Source organism: Lysobacter soli (genome assembly GCF_009755585.1).
GTDB classification, from domain to species: Bacteria; Pseudomonadota; Gammaproteobacteria; order Xanthomonadales; family Xanthomonadaceae; genus Lysobacter_J; species Lysobacter_J soli.
The window spans coordinates 140,665-162,167 of record NZ_CP046603.1; the positions used below are offsets into that span (position 1 = coordinate 140,665).

The following is a 21,503-nucleotide window of genomic DNA, read 5'->3' on the forward strand; positions in this document are numbered from 1 at the left end:
GGTGCTGGCCGATTTCAGGAATCTGCTGTCATCCCCGCGAAGGCGGGGATCCAACGTTCCGATGCGTCACGCCCTTCGTAGGACGTCATACGCATGACGCATGGGTTCCCGCCTTCGCGGGAACGACAGCGCGGACCAGCCTCTGAAGCGTCGCCACAGAAGCCCCGGGTGCGCGTCGCTTCCCCGGGCGACAAAAGCCGATGCGCGGGATCAGCCCGCGCTGACCGGCAACTGCAACACCACCTCCACTGCGTCATCGCCGCTGGAGCGCGTGCCGAGTTCGCCGCCATGGCCTTTCGCGATGGCGCTGGCGATCAGCATCCGCAAACCAAGGCCGTCGCCTGCGGCGCCGACCTGCGGTTGGGTGAACAGGGTCTCGACGTCGCTGCCTGCGCGGATCGCCGGACTCAGCGGACCGGTGAGGCGCACGCGCCCGTCCTGCACGGCGATGTCCACCACCGCGCGCGCGCCGTTGCCGTGGCCGTTGTCGCGCGGCGTGGAAACCAGCCAGAAGAAGGTCGACAGCAGGTTCGCCAGGCGCGATGCATCGCCTTCCAGGCACGCGGTCTCCGCATCGCCTTCGTAACGCACCTCGACCGCTTCACTGCCAAGACCGCGGCTGGCTTCGACGATCAGCCCCAGGTCGATCGGCCCGCTGCGCGTGAGCAGCCGGCCCTGGTCGGCCCGGACCCAGTCGCCGATCTCGTCGATCATGCCGGTGAGGCGGCGGATCTGGCGCTCGATGAGTTCGAACAGCTCGTCGCGTTCGTTCGCATCGCTGCCGCTGTGGCGCAGCAGGAACAGCGCCGACTGGATCGGCGCGAGCGGGCCTCGCAGGTCGTGCGCCCACTTGCTCATCCAGGCGGGGCTGGAGCCGGTGTGATGGCCGGAACGGGAATCGACGGTCATTGCGGCGTGCCCTCCGCGAGCGGGCGCAATCCCTTGCTGCAGATGTCGGTGATGGCCTGGATGTCCGGCGGCTTCACCAGGTGGTGGTCGAAGCCCGCCTGCAGCGTGCGCTGGCGGTCTTCGGGCTGGCCCCAGCCGGTGACGGCGACGATCACCAGCGCGCTGCCGTGCATGTCGCGCAGGGCGCGTGCGACGTCGTAGCCGCTGCGGCCGGGCATGCCGACGTCGAGGAACACGATTTCCGGGCCGAACGCCGACACCTCGCCCTCGACCGTCTGCGGGTCGTACACGGCGCGCGTCTCGTGACCGAGCAGACGCACCATCATCGCCAGCGTGTCGGCGGCGTCGTGGTTGTCGTCGACGATCAGGACGCGGCGCTGCGCGCTGGCGGAATCGCGAGTCGGCGCGGGCGTCGGCGGAGATGCTTCGGTCGTCGCCGATCGCGGCAGGCGCACGCGGAAGGTCGAACCGCGATTCGGGCCTTCGCTATGCACCTCGACGCGGCCACCGTGCATTTCGGTCAGTCGCTGCACCAGCGTGAGGCCGATGCCGAGGCCGCCGCGCGAACGCTCCACGGTGGTGTCGACCTGATGGAACATCTCGAACACCGTCTCCATCTGCTCGGCGGTGAGGCCGATGCCGGAGTCGCGGATCCACACCTGCACTTCCTCGCCTTCCAGCGCCGCGCCCAGTTCGATGCGGCCCTTCGCGTCGGAATACTTCGCCGCGTTGTTGAGCAGGTTCGCGAACACCTGCGCCAGGCGCGCGTGATCGGCGTCCAGCGGCACGGGCGATTCGGGCAGCTGCAACTCCAGCGTGTGGCCGCCTTCCTCGATCAGCGGTCGCGCGGTATCGACCGCGGCGGCGATGACGTCCTGCAGGATCGTGGAGGCGCGGCGCAGCGTGAGCTTGCCGCGCGTGATGCGCGCGATGTCGAGCAGGTCCTCGATCATGCGCACCAGCAACGACAGCTGGCGCTCCATCATCGACAGCAGCGGATCGTGGTCGTCAGGCGCGCGCAGGCGTCGCACGGCGAGCGCGTTCTGCAGCGGCGCGAGCGGATTGCGCAGCTCGTGCGCGAGCGTGGCGAGGAATTCGTCCTTGCGCTGGTCGGCTTCGCGCAGGCGACGTTCGGCGCGCGTGCGCTCCTTGTTCTCGGCCAGCAGCTCGCGGTTGCGCAGTTCGAGTTCGGCGTTCGCCGCGCGCAGGGAGGCGTTGAGGCGTTCGAGTTCCTGCGCCTTCTCCGCCTGCAGCTCGCGATGCGCCGTCGCCAGGCTCTCGTTGAGCACCTGCAGTTCGCGACGCTTGCGATACAGCTCGGCGAGCACCGACACCTTCGTGCGCATGATCTCCGGGATCACCGGCACCATCACGTAATCGACCGCACCGAGCTTGTAGCCGCGCAGGCGGTCCAGGTCGGAGAGGTTCACCGCGGTGACGAAGATGATCGGCGTGTTCTCGAAGCGCGGATGCTGGTGGATCAGCGTCGCGGTCTCGAAGCCGTCCATCACCGGCATGTTCACGTCGAGCAGGATGACGGCGTACTCGTCCTCCATCAGCAGCTTGAGCGCTTCCATGCCCGAGCGCGCATCGACCAGTTCCTCGCCCAGCGGCTCCAGGATGGTGCGATACGTCAAAAGACGCCCGGGCTGGTCGTCGACCAGCAGGATCTTGACCGGCGCGGTCGTGGTCACCGCGCCGGTTTCGTTCAGCGTTGCAGCCATTGGCGCAGGACTCCGAGCAGCTGGTCGGTGACGACCGGCTTGGCCAGGTAGTCGGAGGCTCCAGCCTCCAGGCACTTCTCGCGATCGCCCTTCATCGCCTTCGCGGTGAGCGCGACGATCGGAAGCGTGCGGCGGTCGCCCAGTGCGCGGATCTCGCGCATCGTGTCGTAGCCGTCCATGCCGGGCATCATGATGTCCATCAGCACCAGGTCGAGCTCGGGCATATCGCTGACCTTGGTGACGGCGTCGCGCCCGTTGCCGGCGGTGTGCACATGCATGCCGTGGCGTTCGAGCACGCTCGACAGCGCGAAGATGTTGCGTACGTCGTCGTCCACCACCAGCACGTTCTTGCCGCGCAGGCCGTCGTCGGACTCGTGCAGGCTGCGCACCATGCGCTGCTTGGCCGGCGGCAGGTTGCCGATGACGCGATGCAGGAACAGCGCGGTCTCATCGAGCAGGCGCTCGGGCGATTCCACGCCCTTGAGCACCACGCTGCGCGCGACGCGCCGCAAACGTTCGCTTTCCTCGGCACTGAGTTCCTTGCCGGTGAACACCACGATCGGCACGTTCTTCAGCGACTCGTCGGCGTGGATGCGCTCGATCAGGTCGAAGCCGGTCATGTCCGGCAGGCGCAGGTCGAGCACGGCGCAGTCGAACTTGCCTTCGCGCAGCGCGGTGAGCGCCTCGGCGCCGGAGCCGACGGTGTCGATGGCGATGTCGTCGTGCCGCAGCAGTTCGACGATGCTCATCTGCTCGTTCGCGTCGTCTTCCACCACCAGCAGGCGCTTCACGCGCGGGGTCGCGTATTCCTTGATGCGCTCCAGCGCCTCGCCGATCGTTTCCGACGTGGACGGTTTGGCCAGGTACGAGAAGGCGCCGCGCTCGATGCTGTGGTGGCGGCTTTCCTCCACGGTGACGATCTGCACCGGGATGTGGCGCGTGGACGCGTCCTGCTTCAGGCGCGCGAGCACCGTCCAGCCGAGCATGTCGGGCAGGAAGATGTCGAGCGTGATCGCCGTCGGCTTGTACTCGCGCACCAGGCGCAGCGCTTCGTCGCCGCGATTGGCGTGCAGCACCTGGAAGCCACGCGAACGCGCGAGGTCGCGCAGCACCGACGCGTAGTGCGCGTCGTCCTCGACGATGAGCAGCGTCGGCACGTCGGAGACGAGCGCGTGGCGGTCGTCCTCGATCTTCTCCGCGATGCCGGCATCGGCGCCGCTGACGTGCTCGGCGGGCATCGGCACTTCCACGCGCACGCGGTTCGCGCTGGTGCCCGGCTCGGGCAGGTTGCGGTCCTGGTTGCTGCCCTGGTAGTTCAGCGGCAGGTACAGCGTGAACGTGCTGCCTTCGCCTTCCACGCTGTGCAGCTTCAGCTCGCCGCCGAGCAGGCCGGCGATTTCGCGGCTGATCGCAAGGCCCAGGCCGGTGCCGCCGTACTTGCGCGAGGTGCCCGCGTCCGCCTGCTGGAACGCCTCGAACACGATGCGCTGCTTGTCGGGCGAGATGCCGATGCCGGTGTCGGTGACTTCGATGGCGACCACGACCGGCGCACGCGCGAGCACCGGATGGTCGTCGCTCCAGCCACGCGTGGCCGGACGCGCGGCGAGCCGCACGCTGCCCTGGTCGGTGAACTTGAACGCGTTCGACAGCAGGTTCTTGAGGATCTGCTGCAGGCGCTTGGGATCCGAGCGCAGCGTCGGGCCGAGATCGCGCGAGAAATCCACGGCGAAATCGAGCTTGCGGCGTTCGGCCTCGTGGCGGAAACCGCGTTCCAGGTTCTCGCGCAGGTGCGCGAAGCTGATCGTCTCGATGTCGATGGTGACCGTGCCGGACTCGATCTTCGACAGGTCCAGGATGTCGCTGATCAGGTGCAGCAGGTCGGTGCCGGCGGCGTGGATCGTGCGGCCGAATTCGACCTGGCGCTCGCTCAGGTTGTCTTCCGGATTCTCCGCCAGCTGCTGGCTGAGGATCAGGATGCTGTTGAGCGGGGTGCGCAGCTCGTGCGACATGTTGGCCAGGAACTCGGACTTGTAGCGCGAGGTCTGCGCCAGCTCGGCCGCCTTTTCCTCGAGCGCGCGTCGTGCGTGTTCGATCTGCAGGTTCTTCTGCTCCACCTCGGCCTTCTGCGCTGCAAGCAGCGAGGCCTTGAGCGCGATTTCCTCGTTGGTCTGCTGCAGTTCGTCCTGCTGCGTCTGCAGCTCGCCGGCCAGCTGCTGCGACTGCGACAGCAGCCGCTCGGTGCGCATCGTCGCCTCGATCGTGTTGAGCACGATGCCGATGCTGCCCGACAGCTGTTCCAGGAACGCGCGCTGCGACGGCGTGAACTCGTGCAGCGTCGCCAGTTCGATCACCGCCTTGACCTGGTCCTCGAACAGCACCGGCAGCACGATCACGCTGCTCGGCGCGGCTTCGATCAGGCCCGACTGGATGCGCACGCCGGCGTTGGCCTTGCCGGTGCGGCCGATGTTCTCCAGCAGGATCAGGCGCGCTTCGGCGGCGCACTGGCCCACCAGGCCTTCGCCGAAGTCGAGCGTGCGGCTCGCCGAGGGCGCGCTGTCGGCGTAGCCGGCCAGCTGGCGCAGGCGCGGCGGCTCGCCGTCGTCGCCTTCCTCGACGATGTACATCACGGCCTGCTGCGCATCCACCAGCGGCGCCAGTTCCGACAGCAGCATCTGGCCGAGCGTGAGCAGGTCGCGCTGGCCCTGCATCATCGAGGAGAACTTGGCGAGGTTGGTCTTCAGCCAGTCCTGCTCGCGGTTCGACTCGGTCGTCGCGCGCAGGTTGGCGATCATCGCGTTGATGTTGTCCTTCAGGTCGGACACTTCGCCGCGCACGTCCACCTGGATCGAACGCGTGAGGTCGCCCTGCGTCACCGCGGTGGCCACTTCGGCGATCGCGCGCACCTGGTTGGTCAGGTTCGCCGCGAGCTGGTTCACGTTGGCGGTGAGGTCCTTCCAGATGCCGGCCGTACCCGGCACCTTCGCCTGGCCGCCCAGGCGTCCTTCCACGCCCACTTCGCGCGCCACGGTCGTCACCTGGTCGGCGAAGATCGCGAGCGTGTTGGTCATGTTGTTGATGGTGTCGGCCAGCTCGGCGACTTCGCCCTTGGCTTCCACGGTGAGCTTGCGGTGCAGGTCGCCGTTGGCCACCGCCGTCACCACCGCCGCGATGCCGCGCACCTGGGTGGTGAGGTTGGACGCCATCGAGTTGACGTTGTCGGTGAGGTCCTTCCACGTACCGGCCACGCCGGGCACGCGCGCCTGGCCGCCGAGCTTGCCCTCGGTGCCGACTTCGCGCGCCACGCGCGTCACTTCCGCGGCGAAGCCGTTGAGCTGGTCCACCATCGTGTTGATGGTTTCCTTCAGCTGGAGGATTTCGCCTTCCGCGCCCACCGCGATCTTGCGCGAGAGGTCGCCCTTCGCCACCGACGTCGCCACTTCGGCGATGTTTCGCACCTGCGTGGTGAGGTTGGACGCCATCGAGTTGACGTTGTCGGTGAGGTCCTTCCAGGCGCCGGTCACGCCGGGCACCTGCGCCTGGCCGCCGAGCTTGCCTTCGGTACCCACTTCGCGCGCCACGCGCGTCACTTCCGCGGCGAAGCCGTTGAGCTGGTCCACCATCGTGTTGATGGTTTCCTTCAGCTGGAGGATTTCGCCCTTCACGTCCACGGCGATCTTGCGCGACAGGTCGCCCTTGGCCACCGCGGTGGTGACTTCGGCGATGTTTCGCACCTGCGCGGTGAGGTTGGACGCCATCGAGTTGACGTTGTCGGTGAGGTCCTTCCACGTACCCGCGACGCCGGGCACCTGCGCCTGGCCGCCGAGCTTGCCTTCGGTACCGACCTCGCGCGCCACGCGCGTCACTTCCGCGGCGAAACCGTTGAGCTGGTCCACCATCGTGTTGATGGTTTCCTTCAGCTGCAGGATTTCGCCCTTCACGTCCACGGTGATCTTGCGCGAGAGGTCGCCCTTCGCCACCGCGGTGGTCACCTCGGCGATGTTTCGCACCTGCGAGGTGAGGTTGGACGCCATCGCGTTGACCGAGTCGGTGAGGTCCTTCCACGTACCGGCGACGCCCGGCACGACGGCCTGGCCGCCCAGGCGCCCTTCGGTACCCACTTCGCGCGCCACGCGCGTCACTTCGGAGGAGAAGCCGTTGAGCTGGTCCACCATCGTGTTGATGGTGTCCTTCAGCTCCAGGATTTCGCCGCGCACGTCCACGGTGATCTTGCGCGAGAGGTCGCCCTTGGCCACCGCGGTGGTCACCTCGGCGATGTTGCGCACCTGCAGCGTCAGGTTGGACGCCATCGAGTTCACGTGGTCGGTGAGGTCCTTCCACGTGCCGGCGACGTCGGGCACCTGCGCCTGGCCGCCGAGCTTGCCTTCGGTACCCACTTCGCGCGCCACGCGCGTCACTTCGGAGGAGAAGCCGTTGAGCTGGTCCACCATCGTGTTGATGGTGTTCTTCAGTTCGAGGATCTCGCCGCGCACGTCCACGGTGATCTTGCGCGAGAGGTCGCCCTTCGCCACCGCCGTGGTCACTTCGGCGATGTTTCGCACCTGCGACGTCAGGTTCGACGCCATCGCGTTGACCGAGTCGGTCAGGTCCTTCCACGTGCCGGCGACGCCGGGCACGACGGCCTGGCCGCCCAGGCGGCCTTCGGTACCGACCTCGCGCGCCACGCGCGTCACCTCCGAGGCGAAACCGCGCAGCTGGTCCACCATCGTGTTGATGGCTTCCTTCAGCTGGAGGATCTCGCCGCGCACGTCCACGGTGATCTTTCGCGAGAGGTCGCCGTTGGCCACGGCGATGGTCACGTCGGCGATGTTTCGCACCTGCGCGGTGAGGTTGGACGCCATCTGGTTGACCGAGTCGGTCAGGTCCTTCCACACGCCCGAGACGCCCTTGACCTTCGCCTGGCCGCCCAGGCGGCCGGCGGTGCCGACCTCCAGCGCCACGCGCGTCACTTCCGAGCTGAACTCGCCCATCTGCTCGATCATGCGGTTGACGATGTTCGCCGAACGCAGGAACTCGCCCTTGAGCGGGCGGCCATCGGCTTCCAGCGGCACCGTGCGGGTCAGGTCGCCCTTCGCCACGCCGGCCATCGCCTCGCTCATCGCCTCGACGGGACGCACGAGGTCGTCGATCAGCGCGTTGACCGAATCCTCCATGCCCAGCCACTGGCCTTCGCGGTTGGCGGGCACCACGCGCTGGCGGGTCTGGCCTTCGCGGCCGACGGCTTCGCCCACGCGCGACAGTTCGGCGGCGAGGCGGCGGTTATGGCTGACGATCTCGTTGAGGATCTGCGCGAGCTGGCCTTCCTGGCCGTGCCAGTTCAGCGGCAGGCGCACGGAGAAATCGCCGCCGCGAACGGCGTCCATCGCTTCGATGATCACTTCCATCGGGTCGCGCGGCGCCTGGCGCACCGGCTCGGCCTGCGCGCGTTTCTTCGGCGCCGTCGCGACGGCTTTCGCTGGCGATGGCGTCGCCTTGCGCGCCGCGTTCGACCGGCGCGTCTTGGTTTCCGTGGTCACCCTACATCCCCCATGCACTGCGGCTTACGGAAAATCAGGCGAGCTTATCCCAGCGGCGATGACGGAATGTTCACGCCGCTTGGCGCGTTCAGTCAGGGCGAACCGGACTCGACCGTGGGGTGCGGGCGTTGCGGCGCCGGGTTTCGAACAGCGCGTAGCCGGCGACGGCCACCATCAGCGGTCCCAGGTAATAGCAGGCGCGATACGCCAGCAGCGCGGCGAGCATCTGCGGTTGCGGAACCTGATGGCCGAGCAGCGCGATGAACACGGCTTCCTGGACGCCGATGCCGGCCGGGATATGCGCGATGGCCGACGCGACCGCCGCCACGAGCAGCGCCCCGAGCACGTCGGCATACGCGACGCCGTCCGGCATCAGCATGAACACCAGCGCGGCCATCAGCGCCCAGTTGGTCGCAGCCAGCGCGAGCTGCAGCAGCGCCAGCGGCAGCGACGGCAGGCGGAAGTGGTGGCCGCGCACGTGATAGACGCGCCCGTGCGTGACGTGCGAGGCCACCAGGTACACGACCACCGCGACGAGCATCGCCGCGCCCAGCCACGGCAGGCGCTCGCCGGTGACCGGCCAGCCCGGCGGCGGACGCACGCGGCCGGAGGCGAACAGCGCGCCGGCCAGCAGCAGGTAGCCCATCCAGTTCGTGCCGATGGCGAAGGCGACGATGCGGCTGATCGTCCCGAGGCCCAGTCCGGCCTGCGAATAGATGCGGTAGCGGAAGCCCGCGCCGCCGAACAGCGCGCCGACGTTCAGGCTGAACGCGTACGCGAGCATCGCGATGCCCATCACCTTCGGCGTCGGCAGATCGTGCCGCGCGTAGCGTCGCCCGGCGAGGTCGTACGCCGAATAGAGCAGGTAGCTGGCGACTGTCAGGCCGATCGCGATCGCCAGCGTGCCCGGCCCGTAGCCGGCGAGCGTCGCACCCACCTGCGCCCAGTCGACCGACCGCGCGTACCGAACCAGCAGCACCGCAACCAGCGCGAGGAAGACGTAGAAGGCGACGCGCCGGATCTTCCGCCAGCGCTGGCGCGAAACGGTCACGACGGGGCGTCCGCGTCGTCCGGCGGCCGCACCAGCGTGGTGGCCGGCTTGTGCGCGGGCAGCCAGCCGGCCCATTGCGGGAAGTTGCGCAGCACGTGGAACAGCACCGGCCGCGTCAGCGGTTGCCAGAAGCGTCCGCGCGGCACGCTGTCGGGTTCGATCGCCTTGCAGTGGTCGTCGATGAGCTTCCCCAGCCGGCCGCGCAGGTCGCGCGCGAAGTCCGCGTCGCGGATGAAGACGTTCGCTTCGAGGTTGAGCGACAGGCTCAGCGGGTCGAGGTTGCTCGAACCCACGGTGCTCCATTCCCCGTCGATCACCGCGACCTTGCCGTGGAAGGGCCGCTCGCAGTACTCGAAGATGTGCACGCCGGCATCGACCAGGTACCGGTACAGCCAGCGGGCGGCGATGAGCGCCATCGGCGTGTCCGGTTCGCCCTGGAAGATCAGCTGCACCTTCACCCCGCGCCGCGCCGCCGCGCGCAGGTCGCGCAGGAAACCGTAGCCGGGGAAGAAGTACGCGTTGGCGATCACGATCTCGCGCTTCGCGTCGCGGAACGCCTGCCGGTACGCATGCTCGATGGCGCGCGAACGCCGGCCGTTGTCGCGCGGCAGGAAGCACACGTCGGCCGGGCCTTCGGCCTTGCGCGAGGCCGCTTCGTTGCCGGGCTCCCAGCGCTCGCCGGTGCCGCGCGTCACCATCGCCCGTCGCAGGAACGACACGATGTCGGCCACTACCGGCCCTTGCACTTCCACCGCGTAGTCCTGCTTCGCGGTTGGGCCGAAATCGGCGAGATGGTCCGCCGAATAGTTGATGCCGCCGACGAAGGCGAGCGTCTCGTCGATCGCCACCAGCTTGCGGTGCATGCGACGGAATACGTTCAGGCGGATGCCCATCAGCGTCGGCTGGCGGTCGTACATGCGCAGCTGCACGCCGGCGGTGGTCAGTTCCTGGAGGAAGTCGTCGGACAGGTCGGGCGATCCGAAGGCGTCCACGAGGAAATGCACGCGCACGCCGCGCTGCGCGGCCGCGACGAGGCGCTCCTTCAGCGCGAGGCCGACCTTGTCCTCGAACCAGATGAAGGTTTCCAGCAGCACCTCGCGCTGCGCGGCGTCGATGGCCTCGAACACGCGCGCGAAGTAGTCCTCGCCGTTCTCCAGCAGCCGCACGCGGTGGCCATGCCGCCAGCAGGTGTCGATGGCGCGCGTGAGCCTCACAGTGAGATCCTCGCCAGCAGCGGGACGTGGTCGGACAGGTGCGACCACGGGCGCGAGGACAGCACGCGTGCTTCGTTCACGCGTGCATGCCGCAGGTAGATGCGGTCCACCGGCAGCGTCGGCCAGCGCGACGGGAACGTGCGCGCGACGCGGCCGTGCGCGTGCTCGAAGGCTTCGACCAGCCCGCAGCGGCGTAGCAGGCGATGGCCACGCGCGCGCCAGTCGTTGAAATCGCCGGCGACGATGAGCGGCGCCTCGTGCGGGATCTGCGTGGAAATCACGTCGCACAGCAAGCCGATCTGTTTCTGGCGGTGCGATTCGCGCAGGCCGAGGTGCACGCAGATCGTGTGCACGTCGACCTCGTGCCCGTCGCCGCGCGTGTCCGGCACGCGCACGACGGCGTGCAGCAGGCCGCGCTGCTCGTGGCCGCGCACGGACACATCGCGGTTCTCGTGCGAGGCGATCGGAAACTTCGACAGCAGGGCATTGCCGTGATGGCCATGCGGATACACGGCGTTGCGGCCGTAGGCGAACTGTGTCCAGAGCGAATCGGCGAGGAACTCGTACTGCGGACCGGCCGGCCAGTCCGCGTGGCGCCGCGCGTGCTGTGCGTGTTCGCCGAGCACTTCCTGCAGGAACACCATGTCGGCCGACACGCCGCGGATCGCTTCACGCAATTCGGGCAGCACGAACCTGCGATTGAGCAGGCTGAAGCCCATGTGCATGTTGACGGTCAGGACGTTGATCGAGGTCATGCAGCGACGTGTCGTCGGAGTGGCCTGCATTCTGCCGACGGCTCGTGCGATGGGGCGTGAGGGTGGCGCGTGGCGGGTGTGGACGGAATGTGTGCGCGCACCGTCGCGAACGTCGCGCGTCACCAGCCGCGTGCGAGATCGCGCGTGATCTCCGCCGCCGGCACCGCACGGCAGCCGGTGGTGTTCTGTCCGGCCCACAAGGGCGAGAAGTCGCCGCGTCCCATCGCCTCGGCCTTGCCGCGCAACGGAGCCAGCGCGCCGGCCGCAAGCGGGAAGGCGGGGACGTCATCGCGCATCGCGCCCAGCTCGCGCATCAACCGGTTGTGGATGCCGCGCGCGGGGCGACCGGTGAAGAGGTTGGTCAGTGCCGTGTCGCCGCCCGCGTCAGCGGTGAGTGCCTGGCGGTGCACCGCGCTGGTGGTCGCCTCCGGGCACAGCAGGTACGCCGTGCCGACCTGCACGCCCGCCGCGCCGAGCGCGCGTGCCGCCGCGACGCCGGCCGCGTCCGCGATGCCGCCCGCGGCGATGACCGGCACGCGCACCGCGCGCACGATCTGCGGCAGCAACGCGAACGTGCCCGCCTGCGCGTCGAGGTCGTCGGACAGGAAATGCCCGCGATGCCCGCCGGCCTCGAGTCCCTGCGCGATGATCGCGTCCACGCCCTGCGCATCGAGCCAGCGCGCTTCGTCCAGCGTCGTCGCCGACGACAACACCTTCGCGCCGGTCGCGCGCACGCGTTCGAGCAGGTCGGGCGCCGGCAGGCCGAAGTGGAAGCTGACGATCGCCGGCGGCAGTTCGGCGAGCACGTCGGCGAGTTCGTGGTTGAACGGCGTCCGCGCCGGGCCGGCGACCACCGCGGCCGGATCGAGGCCGAACTCCGCGTAGTACGGCGCGAGCAACGCGCGCCATGCGGCTTCGCGTTCGGCGTCGGGTTCGGGCGGCGCGTGGCAGAAGAAGTTGACGTTGATCGGGCCGGCGCTGCGTTCGCGGATCGCGGCGAGGTCGCGCCGCAAGGCGTCGGGCGTAAGCGTGGCGGCCGGCAGCGAGCCGAGTCCTCCGGCCTGCGCCACCGCCAGCGCGAGCGATGCGCCCTGCACGCCGGCCATCGGCGCCTGCACGACGGGGAGGGAAAGGCCGAACAGGTCGGTGATCGAGGTCATGGCATCACTCTAGAAGGGAGCCGTGGCTGGCGATATCGGCCGCTGGCGACGAGTGGGCTCCGCCCGCCGCCCATGTCGGGTTTCCTCCGACTTGCGCTTCCGGTTTCCCTGACTGCGGCTCAGGGCGGGTCGCGGCAAACTGAACAGGCCCCGGCGCCGAGGCCGATCCTCTTCCCCTCGGATCTTCCCCTCCGAACTTTTCGGTCGGCTGCCCAAACCGGCGCCGGGGTCAAACCGCTCCACGGCGGTCATGTCGACAGCAGCGGGGGCGGGTTCTCGTCCTGTTCGCGGTAGCTCTCGCCGGTCAGCGCCATCGCCGCGGCCAGCTGTTTCACCGCCTCGCATTGCGCCGCGCCGTCCTCGACCTGCCAGAGCGCTTCGAGCCCGTCGACGTGGGTCAGGCGAAGCACGCAGGCGCGGCTTCCCGGGAATGGACCGGTGGCTTCGATCCGCCAGCCCGGCGGCAGGGTCTGGGTTCGTGTATCCATGCGGCGGACGCTACCGCTCCGGACGATAGGCGCGCGTGAGGCGGGCCGGCGCGGCATACAGGACCGCTCCGGCACGGGGAGGCGGCGACGCGACGCGGTATGGTGGCGGCCCTCGAAGCTGCCCACGCCCCGATGTCCACCACCGACGTTTCCCCGGCCGCCGCGCCGCAACTGGGCCATGCCCTCAAGCCGCGCCAGCTGATCATGATGGGCCTGGGCAGCGCGATCGGCGCCGGCCTGTTCCTCGGTTCGGGTGTCGGCGTGCAGGCGGCGGGACCGGCGGTGCTGATCTCGTACCTGGTCGCCGGCGCGCTGGTGATCATCGTGATGAACGCGCTCGGCGAAATGGCGGCCGCGAAACCCGCGAGCGGCGCGTTCTCGGTGTACGCCGCCGACGCGATGGGCGCGACCGCCGGCGCCACCGTCGGCTGGTTGTGGTGGGCGCAGCTGGTGATCGTCATCGCCGCCGAGTCCGTCGGCGCCGCCGGGCTGCTCGCAACGGTCTGGCCGCAGATCCCGGTGCCGCTGTCGTCGCTGACCTTCATGCTCGTGTTCACCGCCATCAACCTGATGGGCGTGCGCAACTTCGGCGAGTTCGAGTTCTGGTTCGCCATCCTGAAGGTCGTCGCGATCCTGCTCTTCATCGTCATCGGCGCGGCGTTGCTGCTCGGCCTGCTGCCGGGCGTGGCCTCGCCCGGCTTGTCGAACGTCACCGGCCACGGCGGGTTCGCGCCGAAGGGCTGGGCGGGCATCGGGGCGGCGTTGCTGGTGGTGGTGTTCGCGTTCGGCGGCACGGAGATCGTCGCCGTCGCCGCGGCGGAAACCTCGGACCCGTCGCGCAGCCTCGCGCGTGCGATCCGTACCGTCGCGTGGCGCATCCTGGTGTTCTACATCGGTTCGATCAGCGTGATCATCGCGGTCGTGCCGTGGACCAGCGAATCGCTACGCTCGCCGTTCGCGGCGGTGCTGGAAGTCGCGCGCATTCCGTATGCGTCCACGACGATCACGCTCATCGCCGTGATCGCGCTGCTCTCGGCGCTCAACGCGAACCTCTACGGCGCCTCGCGCATGATCTTCTCGCTCGCGCAGCGCGAAGAGGCGCCGCGCTGGCTGGCGCGCGTCAACCGCCGCCAGGTGCCGGTGATCGCGGTGCTGTCGTGCGTGGTGTTCGGTTTCGTCGCGACGGTGTTCGAGCTGTGGTATCCGAACCGCGTGCTGCCGGTCCTGCTCAACATCGTCGGTTCGACCTGCCTGCTGGTGTGGACGATCTCGCTGGTGTCGCAGCTGATCCTGCGCCGGCGCGCCGACCGCGCGGGGACGCCGCTGCCGTTCCGCATGCGCGGCTTCCCGTGGCTGACGGTGTCGGCGTTGGCCATCCTCGCGTTGATCTTCGCGCTGCTGGTGTCGTCAGCCGAAACGCGCGGTCAGTTCCTGTCGATGGCGGCGCTCACCGTCGGCATTGCGCTGGCGAGCGAACTGGCGCGCCGCTATCGCAACAGCAAGCGGGCGCAATAAAAAAGCGCGCGACGGGGTGAACCGTCGCGCGCTGCCGCGGCGTGCACGGGAGGGGTTGTACACGCCTTTGCCCGACTACTCCGTCAGTTCTCGTACGCCGATTCGCCGTGCGAGGTGATGTCCAGGCCCTCGCGTTCGGACTCCTCGCTCACGCGCAGGCCCACCGTGTACTTCACGATGAGGAAGGAGATCAGCGCGACCACGCCCGATACCACCACCGTCACCAGCACGCCCTGCAGCTGGATCCACACCTGAGAGGCGATGCTGTATTCCGGTAGCGCGGTCTCGGTGACGTAATCCCAGATGCCCGCGCCGCCGAGCGACGGCGAGGCGAACACGCCGGTAAGCAGCGCGCCGAGGATGCCGCCGACGCCGTGCACGCCGAACACGTCGAGCGCGTCGTCCGCGCCGAGCAGGCGCTTGAGACCGTTGACGCCCCACAGGCAGACCGCGCCGGCGAGCGCGCCGATGATGATCGCGCCGCACAGGCCCACGAAGCCGGCCGCCGGCGTGATCGCCACCAGTCCGGCGACCGCGCCCGACGCCGCACCGAGCATCGACGGCTTGCCCTTGCTGAGCCATTCGACCGCCGTCCATCCCAGCACCGCCGCCGCCGTGGCGAGGAAGGTGTTGACGAAGGCCTGCGCGGCCACGGCATTGGCTTCCAGCGCGGAGCCGGCGTTGAAGCCGAACCAGCCGACCCACAGGATCGACGCGCCGACCATCGTCTGCGTCAGGTTGTGCGGCTTGATCGCTTCACGACCGTAGCCCACGCGCTTGCCGATCACGTACGAGCCGACCAGGCCGGCGATCGCGGCGTTGATGTGCACTACCGTGCCGCCGGCGAAATCCAGCGCGCCGCGTGCGAACAGAAAGCCCGACTGCGTGAGCACACCCGGCACCGCATCGTTGCTGGTGAACGCATCCGGGCCGGGGAAGAACCACACCATGTGCGCCATCGGCGTGTAGGCGAAGGTGAACCACAGCACGGTGAACACCAGCACGCCGGCGAACTTCACGCGTTCGGCGAACGCACCGATGATCAGCGCGCAGGTGATGCATGCGAACGCGCCCTGGAACACGAAGAACACCAGTTCGGGAATGTAGACGCCCTTGGTGAACGTCGCGCCCATCGCGGTGGCGTCAAGTCCCTTCGCGAAAACGCGATCGAAGCCGCCGATGAACGCGTTGCCCGGCGTGAACGCGAGCGAATAGCCGTACAGCGCCCACAGGATCGCGACGAGCGAGAACACGATCAGCGTCTGGATCAGCACCGACAGCACGTTCTTGCTTCGCACCAGGCCGCCGTAGAACAGCGCGAGGCCGGGCAGCGTCATGAAAATCACCAGCGCGGCGCAGACCAGCAGCCATGCGATGTCGCCCTTGTTCGCGACGGGCGCGGCCGCGGCGGCGTCCTGTGCGAAGGCGAGGGCGGGCGTGCACATCGCGAGCAATGCGGTCAGGCCGACGAGTCGCGGTTTGCGGAACGTTTCGACGGCATCGCGACGTGCCGACGTCGCTACAGCACTGCTTGCGCCGCGCTCTTTGCCGTCATCCCCGCGAAGGCGGGGATCCATCTGTGAATGCATCACGGTCGGGTTTCCTTCTTTCGTCGAGGTTGCGGCGATCGGGTCGATGGATTCCCGCCTTCGCGGGAACGACGGCTGCGAAGCGGATGCGGTTCGCGTGGCGGGATCGAGGACGGTCGTCATGGCGTCACCTCACAACGCATCGTCGTCGAGCTCGCCGGTGCGGATGCGCACCGTGCGCTCGAGCGATTGCACGAAGATCTTTCCGTCGCCGACCTTGCCGGTGCGCGCGGCGTTGGCGAGCGCTTCCAGTGCGGCCTCCAGCGAGCTTTCCGCGACGGCGCATTCCACCTTGAGCTTGGGCAGGAAATCGACGACGTATTCGGCGCCGCGGTACAGCTCGGTGTGGCCCTTCTGCCGCCCGAAGCCCTTGACTTCGGTGACGGTGATGCCGGACACGCCGACTTCGGTGAGCGCTTCGCGCACCTCGTCGAGCTTGAACGGCCGGATGATCGCGGTGATCAGTTTCATCTCGCAGCTCCGTGGTGGATAGGCTTCAGTTGCGTCGAATCAGAACGTCTTGGTCAGCGTGAGCACCACCGTGTCCTCGCCCAGGAAGTTGCCGTGGACGTTGGTGTAGAGCGCTTCTTCCGCGTCGGTGTCGGTGTAGGCGAGCGCGATGGCGAAGCCGCCATCGAAGGACTTGGTGACGCCGAGCTTCCAGTCGACGTACTCGAAGTCCTCGTTGTTCTCGATCCACTGCTTGCCGGCGTGCGCGTTGAGCGTCCACGTCGGCACGAATTCCCAGTTCACGGCGGCATCGAGATAGCCGGAACCATCCGAATCGGCATAGCCGAACAGATCGGTGAGGGCGTAGGAGTATTTGGCCGCGAACACGCCGGCGCTGATGCCGAAATAGAGTTCGGCCGTGTCCGGGCTGTTGAAGCCGGAGGGATAGTCGCCGGGATACCAGTAGTACAGCGCGCCGACGTCGAAACCGACGGTGTCGTTGAACTTGCCGCGATAGCCGCCGTAGAAGTCGAGTTCGACGCTGTTGGAGATGTCGTTGTCGGGCACGGGCGTGTCCGACAGCCAGCTCACGTTGCTGCCCCAGCTGCCGACATAGAAGCCGCTGTCGTCGGCGTATTCGACGCCGGCCTGCAATGCGGGTTCCTGGTTGTTCTGCGAAATGCCGCGGAAGATGTAGTCGCTGGTCAGCGCGACCGAACCGGACACGCCGGCGATCGCGTCAGCGGGCAGGGCGAGCGTAAGCGCGCCGGCCAGCACGACGGTGGCGAACGTTGAAGCGTTCTTGCTTGCATGGATGCGAGACGACATGACGCAGGCTCCTCATAAGCGGTGGCCCCTCCCCGGTCATTGCGATTCGTGCTCTGCAACGTCGGGCGATTCGTCGGTGCCCGGGTTGTCGTTGGAACGCACTCGCCTTGCGGCGGGCACGTGCCCGTCGTTTTTTCACCTCGTCGGTTGTGGTGCGTGGTGGAGCGGAGTTACGGCCGTTGAACGGCCCGCGTCATGAAGACGCTGTTCGGATCACTCGTGTAGTCCGCGAACGGACCGCAGGATTCGAATCCGTAGCGCGCATACAGCGCGCGCGCCGGTTCGAAGCCCTGCATCGAGCCCGTTTCCAGGCTCAGCTGCGTGTACGCGCGACGCTGCGCTTCGTCGAGGATGTGCTCCAGCATCGCGGCCGCGACCCCCTTGCGGCGGTGCCGCGATGCGGTGCGCATCGACTTGATCTCGCCATGCGCGGCATCGAGCTGTTTCAGCGCGCCGCAGCCCATCAGTTCATCGTCCTGCCACGCCGACCAGAACGTGATCTGCGGCTTGCGCAGCGCATCGAGGTCGAGCGCGTGGATGCTTTCCGGCGGAGACAGCTGCGCCATCGACTGCAGGTGTTCCTGCAGCAGCGAGGCGACAGCGGGATGGTCGAGACCGCCGGTGCGGATCTCCATCGCGAACCTCCGTGGGAGAGGGACTTCGAACTGCGTGCTGCGAACTGCGGAACGAACACGGCCCGGAGCGTGAGCCCCGGGCCGTTGGAACATCAGATCGTGTAGTACATCTGGTATTCGAGCGGATGGGTCGCCGCGCGGAAGCGCGTGACTTCCTGCATCTTCAGCGCGATGTAGCTGTCGATGAAGTCGTCGGTGAACACGCCGCCGGCCTTGAGGAAGTCGCGATCCTTGTCGAGCGCTTCCAGCGCCTGGTCCAGGCTGTGGCAGACGGTCGGGATGTTCTTCTCTTCTTCCGGCGGCAGGTCGTACAGGTCCTTATCAGACGGCGCGCCCGGATCGATCTGGTTCTTGATGCCGTCGAGGCCGGCCATCATCAGCGCTGCGAAGGTCAGGTAGCCGGAGTTCATCGGATCCGGGAAGCGGATCTCGATGCGGCGCGCCTTCGGGTTGGCGACGTACGGAATGCGGCACGAGGCCGAACGGTTGCGCGCCGAGTAGGCGAGCATCACCGGGGCTTCGAAGCCCGGCACCAGGCGCTTGTAGCTGTTGGTGGTCGAGTTGGCGAACGCGTTGATCGCGCGGGCGTGCTTGAAGATGCCGCCGATGTACCACAGCGCGGTCTGCGACAGGCCGCCGTAGCCGTCGCCGGAGAACAGGTTCACGCCGCCCTTGGCCAGCGACTGGTGCACGTGCATGCCGCTGCCGTTGTCGCCGACGATCGGCTTGGGCATGAAGGTGACGGTCTTGCCGTTGCGGTGCGCGACGTTCTTGATGACGTACTTCATCGTCATCAGCTCGTCGGCCTTCTTCACCAGCGAGTTGAACTTGGTGCCGATCTCGCACTGGCCGGCGTTGGCGACTTCGTGGTGGTGCACTTCCACTTCCTGGCCGACCAGTTCCAGCGTCTTGCACATCTCGGCGCGCAGGTCGTGCAGCGAATCCAGCGGCGCGACGGGGAAGTAGCCGCCCTTCACCATCGGACGGTAGCCGGTGTTGCCGCCGTCGTATTCACGGCCCGAGTTCCAGTGGGCTTCTTCCGAATCCACGTGGAAGAAGGTGTGGCCCATGTCGTTGGCGAAGCGGACCGAGTCGAAGATGAAGAATTCCGGCTCCGGACCGAAGAAGGCCTGGTCGGCGATGCCGCTGGCCTTGAGGAAGGCTTCGGCGCGCTTGGCTACGCCGCGCGGGTCGCGCGTGTAGGCCTGCATGGTCGCCGGATCGAGGATGTCGCAGGTCAGCACCAGCGTCGGGTCGGCGGTGAACGGGTCCAGGAACGCCGTGCTCGCGTCGGGCAGCAGCACCATGTCGGACTCGTTGATGCCCTTCCAGCCGGAGATCGACGAGCCGTCGAACATCTTGCCGTCCTCGAACAGGCTCGGCTCGATGATCGACTTGGGGAAGGTGACGTGGTGCTGCACGCCGCGCATGTCGACGAAGCGCAGGTCGATGAACTCGACCTTGTGGTCCTTGATGAGCTTTTCGATGTGGTCGATCGACATGGGTGGTGCTCCGGGATTCGTGATTCAGGATTCGGGATTGGAAAAAGCCGGCCGCAGGGCGGTGACGGAATACTCAAAGCACAGGCCGTGCCAACTTTTTCACGCGCGTAACGCTTTGATTGGATTGAAGCTGGCGGAGGGGCAATTCGTGAATTGCACCAGAACGGTGCGGTCCGCGTGACGATTGCGTCAACGTGGTGCGTCCACCCCCGTCCGGTATGCTGCCCCGCTTCGAGCCGACATGCCATGACGCCCGTGGCGGTTGCGCATCACGAATCCCGACTCACGAATCCGGCTTTCCAAGACATGACCGAACTGCTCGCCGCCCTGCTCCTCGGCATCATCGAAGGCATTACCGAGTTCCTCCCGATCTCCAGCACCGGCCACCTGCTCATCGCCGAACGCTGGCTCGGCCACCGCAGCGATCTGTTCAACATTTCCATCCAGGCCGGCGCGATCCTCGCGGTGGTGCTGATCTACCGCCAGCGCCTGTGGGACCTGGCGATGGGCTTCCTGGGCAAGCGCGCGATGGCCGAGCACAGCCCGGCCGGCATGCCGATGGATGCGGCCGAAGCGCGCGATTACGCCTTCAAGCTCGCCGCGGCCTTCGGCATCACGGCGGTGCTGGGCGTGATCGTGAAGAAGCTCGGCTTCGAACTGCCGGATGAAGTCACGCCGATCGCGTGGGCGCTGGTCATCGGCGGCGTGTGGATGATCGCGGCGGAGCATTTCGCGGCCAAGCGTGCGGCGGTCCTCGGCGAGCGCGCGAAGATCACCTGGACGGTGGCGATCCTGGTCGGCATCGCGCAGGTGGTGGCGGGCGTGTTCCCGGGCACGTCGCGTTCGGGTGCGACGATCTTCGTGGCGCTGCTGGCCGGCACCACCTCGCGTGCGGCGGCGACGGAATTCGCGTTCCTCGTCGGCATCCCGACGATGTTTGCGGCCACCGGCTACGAACTGATCGACGTGATCCACAGCGGCGAGGCGGCGAACGAGGATTGGGCGGCGCTGGCCGTGGCGTTCGTGGCTTCGGCGATCACCGCCTTCATCTCGGTCAAGTGGCTGCTGCGCTACATCCAGAGCCATCGTTTCACCGCGTTCGCGATCTATCGCTTCATCCTCGGCGCGGCGCTGCTGTTCCTCGTTCCGACGGGCAGCTGACGGTTTTCCCTGAACGGGGCATGTTTTCGTCGCGAGACGATTTCACCCCGTTGTAAGCGCCGGTCCGTTTCCATGGGTCGCCTTTTCAGGAGCGGCCCCATGAAACGACTCACCCTGTTGACCCTGACCGTCGCGCTGGCGGCCTGCGCGCGCGCGCCGCAGGAACCGCCGGCCTCGCCCGCCGCCACGCCCACGGCCTCCACGCCCGCCGCACCCGCGGCGCCGGCCGCGGCGATCGACACCGCCGTCCTCGGCGGCCATCACTGGCGGCTCGACAACGCGGTCGACGCGAAAGGCCAGCGCGTCGATGCGCTCTTCGTACGCGCCGACAAGCCGGTGACGGTGGATTTCGCCGACGGCCGCATCGCCGTATCGAACACCTGCAACCGCATGATGGGCAGCTACACGCTCGATGGCGCGAAGCTCACCATCGGCGACATGGCCTCCACGATGATGGCCTGCGTCGACGACAAGCTGATGGCGCTGGATCGCGCGGTCGGCGAGCGCCTGCGCGGTGCGCAGACGGCGTCGATCCAGAGCGGCGCAACGCCGATGCTGTCGCTCACCGGCGCGGGCGGCGAGGTGCTCACCTTCCGCGGCGAGCCGACGGCGCAGACGCGTTTCGGCGGGCCGGGCGAGACGGTGTTCCTGGAAGTCGCGGCGCAGCCGAAGCCGTGCAATCACCCGCTCATTCCCGACAAGCAGTGCCTGCAGGTGCGCGAAGTGCACTTCGACGAAAAGGGCCTGCGCACCGGCACGCCGGGCGAATGGCAGCCGCTGTACCAGGACATCGAAGGTTTCGAGCATGTCGCCGGCACGCGCAACGTCGTGCGCGTGAAGCGCTATGCGATCCAGAATCCGCCGGCCGATGCGCCATCGACGGCGTACGTGCTGGACATGGTGGTCGAGAGCGACACGAGGCCCTGAGGCCGGGCGCTCAGCCCGGGTCCGCTGCGCTCACCCGGGCTGCAACAGCATCGTCTCCGGC

16 protein-coding genes are annotated in these 21,503 nt (G+C 67.9%); 3 read left to right on the plus strand and 13 right to left on the minus strand.

The window, feature by feature from the left end; all coding sequences use genetic code 11:
- Nucleotides 1-210: 210 nt before the first annotated feature.
- From GOY17_RS00630 to GOY17_RS00665, 8 genes are all read right to left on the minus strand, one after another.
- Nucleotides 211-909, minus strand: a complete 699-nt coding sequence (locus GOY17_RS00630; protein WP_115844661.1) for a sensor histidine kinase — start codon at nucleotides 907-909, stop codon at nucleotides 211-213.
- A complete protein-coding gene (locus GOY17_RS00635) occupies nucleotides 906-2,633 on the minus strand; it encodes a response regulator (RefSeq protein ID WP_157028877.1) in 1,728 nt (575 codons plus the stop codon). Before GOY17_RS00635 ends, GOY17_RS00630 begins: the two co-directional genes overlap by 4 nt.
- Nucleotides 2,618-8,167: a HAMP domain-containing protein gene (locus tag GOY17_RS00640; protein ID WP_198173761.1), complete on the minus strand. Its 5,550-nt coding sequence runs from the start codon at nucleotides 8,165-8,167 to the stop codon at nucleotides 2,618-2,620. The genes GOY17_RS00635 and GOY17_RS00640 overlap by 16 nt, the downstream gene beginning before the upstream one ends.
- A gap of 88 nt (nucleotides 8,168-8,255) precedes the next feature.
- Complete coding sequence (locus GOY17_RS00645; RefSeq protein WP_232338493.1) at nucleotides 8,256-9,218, minus strand: lysylphosphatidylglycerol synthase domain-containing protein; 963 nt, start codon at nucleotides 9,216-9,218, stop codon at nucleotides 8,256-8,258.
- The gene (gene clsB, locus GOY17_RS00650; protein WP_157028879.1) at nucleotides 9,215-10,432 is read right to left on the minus strand and encodes a cardiolipin synthase ClsB; all 1,218 of its coding nucleotides are present in this window, start codon (nucleotides 10,430-10,432) and stop codon (nucleotides 9,215-9,217) included. Before clsB ends, GOY17_RS00645 begins: the two co-directional genes overlap by 4 nt.
- Nucleotides 10,429-11,187, minus strand: a complete 759-nt coding sequence (locus GOY17_RS00655) for an endonuclease/exonuclease/phosphatase family protein (protein WP_157028880.1) — start codon at nucleotides 11,185-11,187, stop codon at nucleotides 10,429-10,431. Before GOY17_RS00655 ends, clsB begins: the two co-directional genes overlap by 4 nt.
- A gap of 119 nt (nucleotides 11,188-11,306) precedes the next feature.
- On the minus strand, nucleotides 11,307-12,347 hold the full coding sequence (locus GOY17_RS00660; protein WP_157028881.1) for an NAD(P)H-dependent flavin oxidoreductase: 1,041 nt from the start codon (nucleotides 12,345-12,347) through the stop codon (nucleotides 11,307-11,309).
- Between the two features lie 248 nt (nucleotides 12,348-12,595).
- Nucleotides 12,596-12,835, minus strand: coding sequence for a hypothetical protein (locus GOY17_RS00665; protein WP_157028882.1), 240 nt, complete (start codon nucleotides 12,833-12,835; stop codon nucleotides 12,596-12,598).
- A gap of 132 nt (nucleotides 12,836-12,967) precedes the next feature.
- Here GOY17_RS00665 and GOY17_RS00670 point away from each other — a divergent pair, with 132 nt between their 5' ends.
- Entirely contained in the window at nucleotides 12,968-14,350 is a 1,383-nt protein-coding gene (locus tag GOY17_RS00670; protein ID WP_157028883.1) for an amino acid permease, read from the plus strand.
- A gap of 83 nt (nucleotides 14,351-14,433) precedes the next feature.
- On the opposite strand, the gene GOY17_RS00675 is transcribed toward GOY17_RS00670, so the two are convergent.
- The 5 genes from GOY17_RS00675 to glnA form a co-directional block, all read right to left on the minus strand.
- On the minus strand, nucleotides 14,434-15,795 hold the full coding sequence (locus GOY17_RS00675; protein ID WP_198173891.1) for an ammonium transporter: 1,362 nt from the start codon (nucleotides 15,793-15,795) through the stop codon (nucleotides 14,434-14,436).
- Nucleotides 15,796-16,071: 276 nt separating this feature from the next.
- Nucleotides 16,072-16,410, minus strand: coding sequence for a P-II family nitrogen regulator (locus tag GOY17_RS00680; protein ID WP_115842812.1), 339 nt, complete (start codon nucleotides 16,408-16,410; stop codon nucleotides 16,072-16,074).
- A gap of 39 nt (nucleotides 16,411-16,449) precedes the next feature.
- The gene (locus tag GOY17_RS00685; RefSeq protein WP_157028885.1) at nucleotides 16,450-17,217 is read right to left on the minus strand and encodes a TorF family putative porin; all 768 of its coding nucleotides are present in this window, start codon (nucleotides 17,215-17,217) and stop codon (nucleotides 16,450-16,452) included.
- A gap of 170 nt (nucleotides 17,218-17,387) precedes the next feature.
- Nucleotides 17,388-17,852 (minus strand): GNAT family N-acetyltransferase, encoded by a 465-nt coding sequence (locus tag GOY17_RS00690; RefSeq protein ID WP_157028886.1) that lies wholly within the window; start codon nucleotides 17,850-17,852, stop codon nucleotides 17,388-17,390.
- 92 nt (nucleotides 17,853-17,944) lie between these two features.
- On the minus strand, nucleotides 17,945-19,354 hold the full coding sequence (gene glnA / locus GOY17_RS00695) for a type I glutamate--ammonia ligase (protein ID WP_115842809.1): 1,410 nt from the start codon (nucleotides 19,352-19,354) through the stop codon (nucleotides 17,945-17,947).
- 306 nt (nucleotides 19,355-19,660) lie between these two features.
- Here glnA and GOY17_RS00700 point away from each other — a divergent pair, with 306 nt between their 5' ends.
- Together GOY17_RS00700 and GOY17_RS00705 are read left to right on the plus strand one after the other, a co-directional pair.
- A complete protein-coding gene (locus GOY17_RS00700) occupies nucleotides 19,661-20,515 on the plus strand; it encodes an undecaprenyl-diphosphate phosphatase (RefSeq protein WP_115842808.1) in 855 nt (284 codons plus the stop codon).
- Nucleotides 20,516-20,614: 99 nt separating this feature from the next.
- Nucleotides 20,615-21,442, plus strand: a complete 828-nt coding sequence (locus GOY17_RS00705) for an META and DUF4377 domain-containing protein (protein WP_157028887.1) — start codon at nucleotides 20,615-20,617, stop codon at nucleotides 21,440-21,442.
- Nucleotides 21,443-21,503: the final 61 nt, after the last annotated feature.

Excerpts from the sequence above, each read along its gene's own strand:
- GOY17_RS00685 (WP_157028885.1), bottom strand. The coding sequence starts at position 17,217 with ATGTCGTCTCGCATCCATGCAAGCAAGAACGCTTCAACGTTCGCCACC.
- GOY17_RS00665 (WP_157028882.1), bottom strand. The coding sequence starts at position 12,835 with ATGGATACACGAACCCAGACCCTGCCGCCGGGCTGGCGGATCGAAGCC.
- GOY17_RS00690 (WP_157028886.1), bottom strand. The coding sequence starts at position 17,852 with ATGGAGATCCGCACCGGCGGTCTCGACCATCCCGCTGTCGCCTCGCTG.
- GOY17_RS00660 (WP_157028881.1), bottom strand. The coding sequence starts at position 12,347 with ATGACCTCGATCACCGACCTGTTCGGCCTTTCCCTCCCCGTCGTGCAG.
- GOY17_RS00680 (WP_115842812.1), bottom strand. The coding sequence starts at position 16,410 with ATGAAACTGATCACCGCGATCATCCGGCCGTTCAAGCTCGACGAGGTG.
- GOY17_RS00635 (WP_157028877.1), bottom strand. The coding sequence starts at position 2,633 with ATGGCTGCAACGCTGAACGAAACCGGCGCGGTGACCACGACCGCGCCG.
- GOY17_RS00705 (WP_157028887.1), top strand. The coding sequence starts at position 20,615 with ATGAAACGACTCACCCTGTTGACCCTGACCGTCGCGCTGGCGGCCTGC.
- GOY17_RS00675 (WP_198173891.1), bottom strand. The coding sequence starts at position 15,795 with ATGTGCACGCCCGCCCTCGCCTTCGCACAGGACGCCGCCGCGGCCGCG.
- glnA (WP_115842809.1), bottom strand. The coding sequence starts at position 19,354 with ATGTCGATCGACCACATCGAAAAGCTCATCAAGGACCACAAGGTCGAG.
- GOY17_RS00655 (WP_157028880.1), bottom strand. The coding sequence starts at position 11,187 with ATGACCTCGATCAACGTCCTGACCGTCAACATGCACATGGGCTTCAGC.
- GOY17_RS00670 (WP_157028883.1), top strand. The coding sequence starts at position 12,968 with ATGTCCACCACCGACGTTTCCCCGGCCGCCGCGCCGCAACTGGGCCAT.
- GOY17_RS00630 (WP_115844661.1), bottom strand. The coding sequence starts at position 909 with ATGACCGTCGATTCCCGTTCCGGCCATCACACCGGCTCCAGCCCCGCC.
- GOY17_RS00700 (WP_115842808.1), top strand. The coding sequence starts at position 19,661 with ATGACCGAACTGCTCGCCGCCCTGCTCCTCGGCATCATCGAAGGCATT.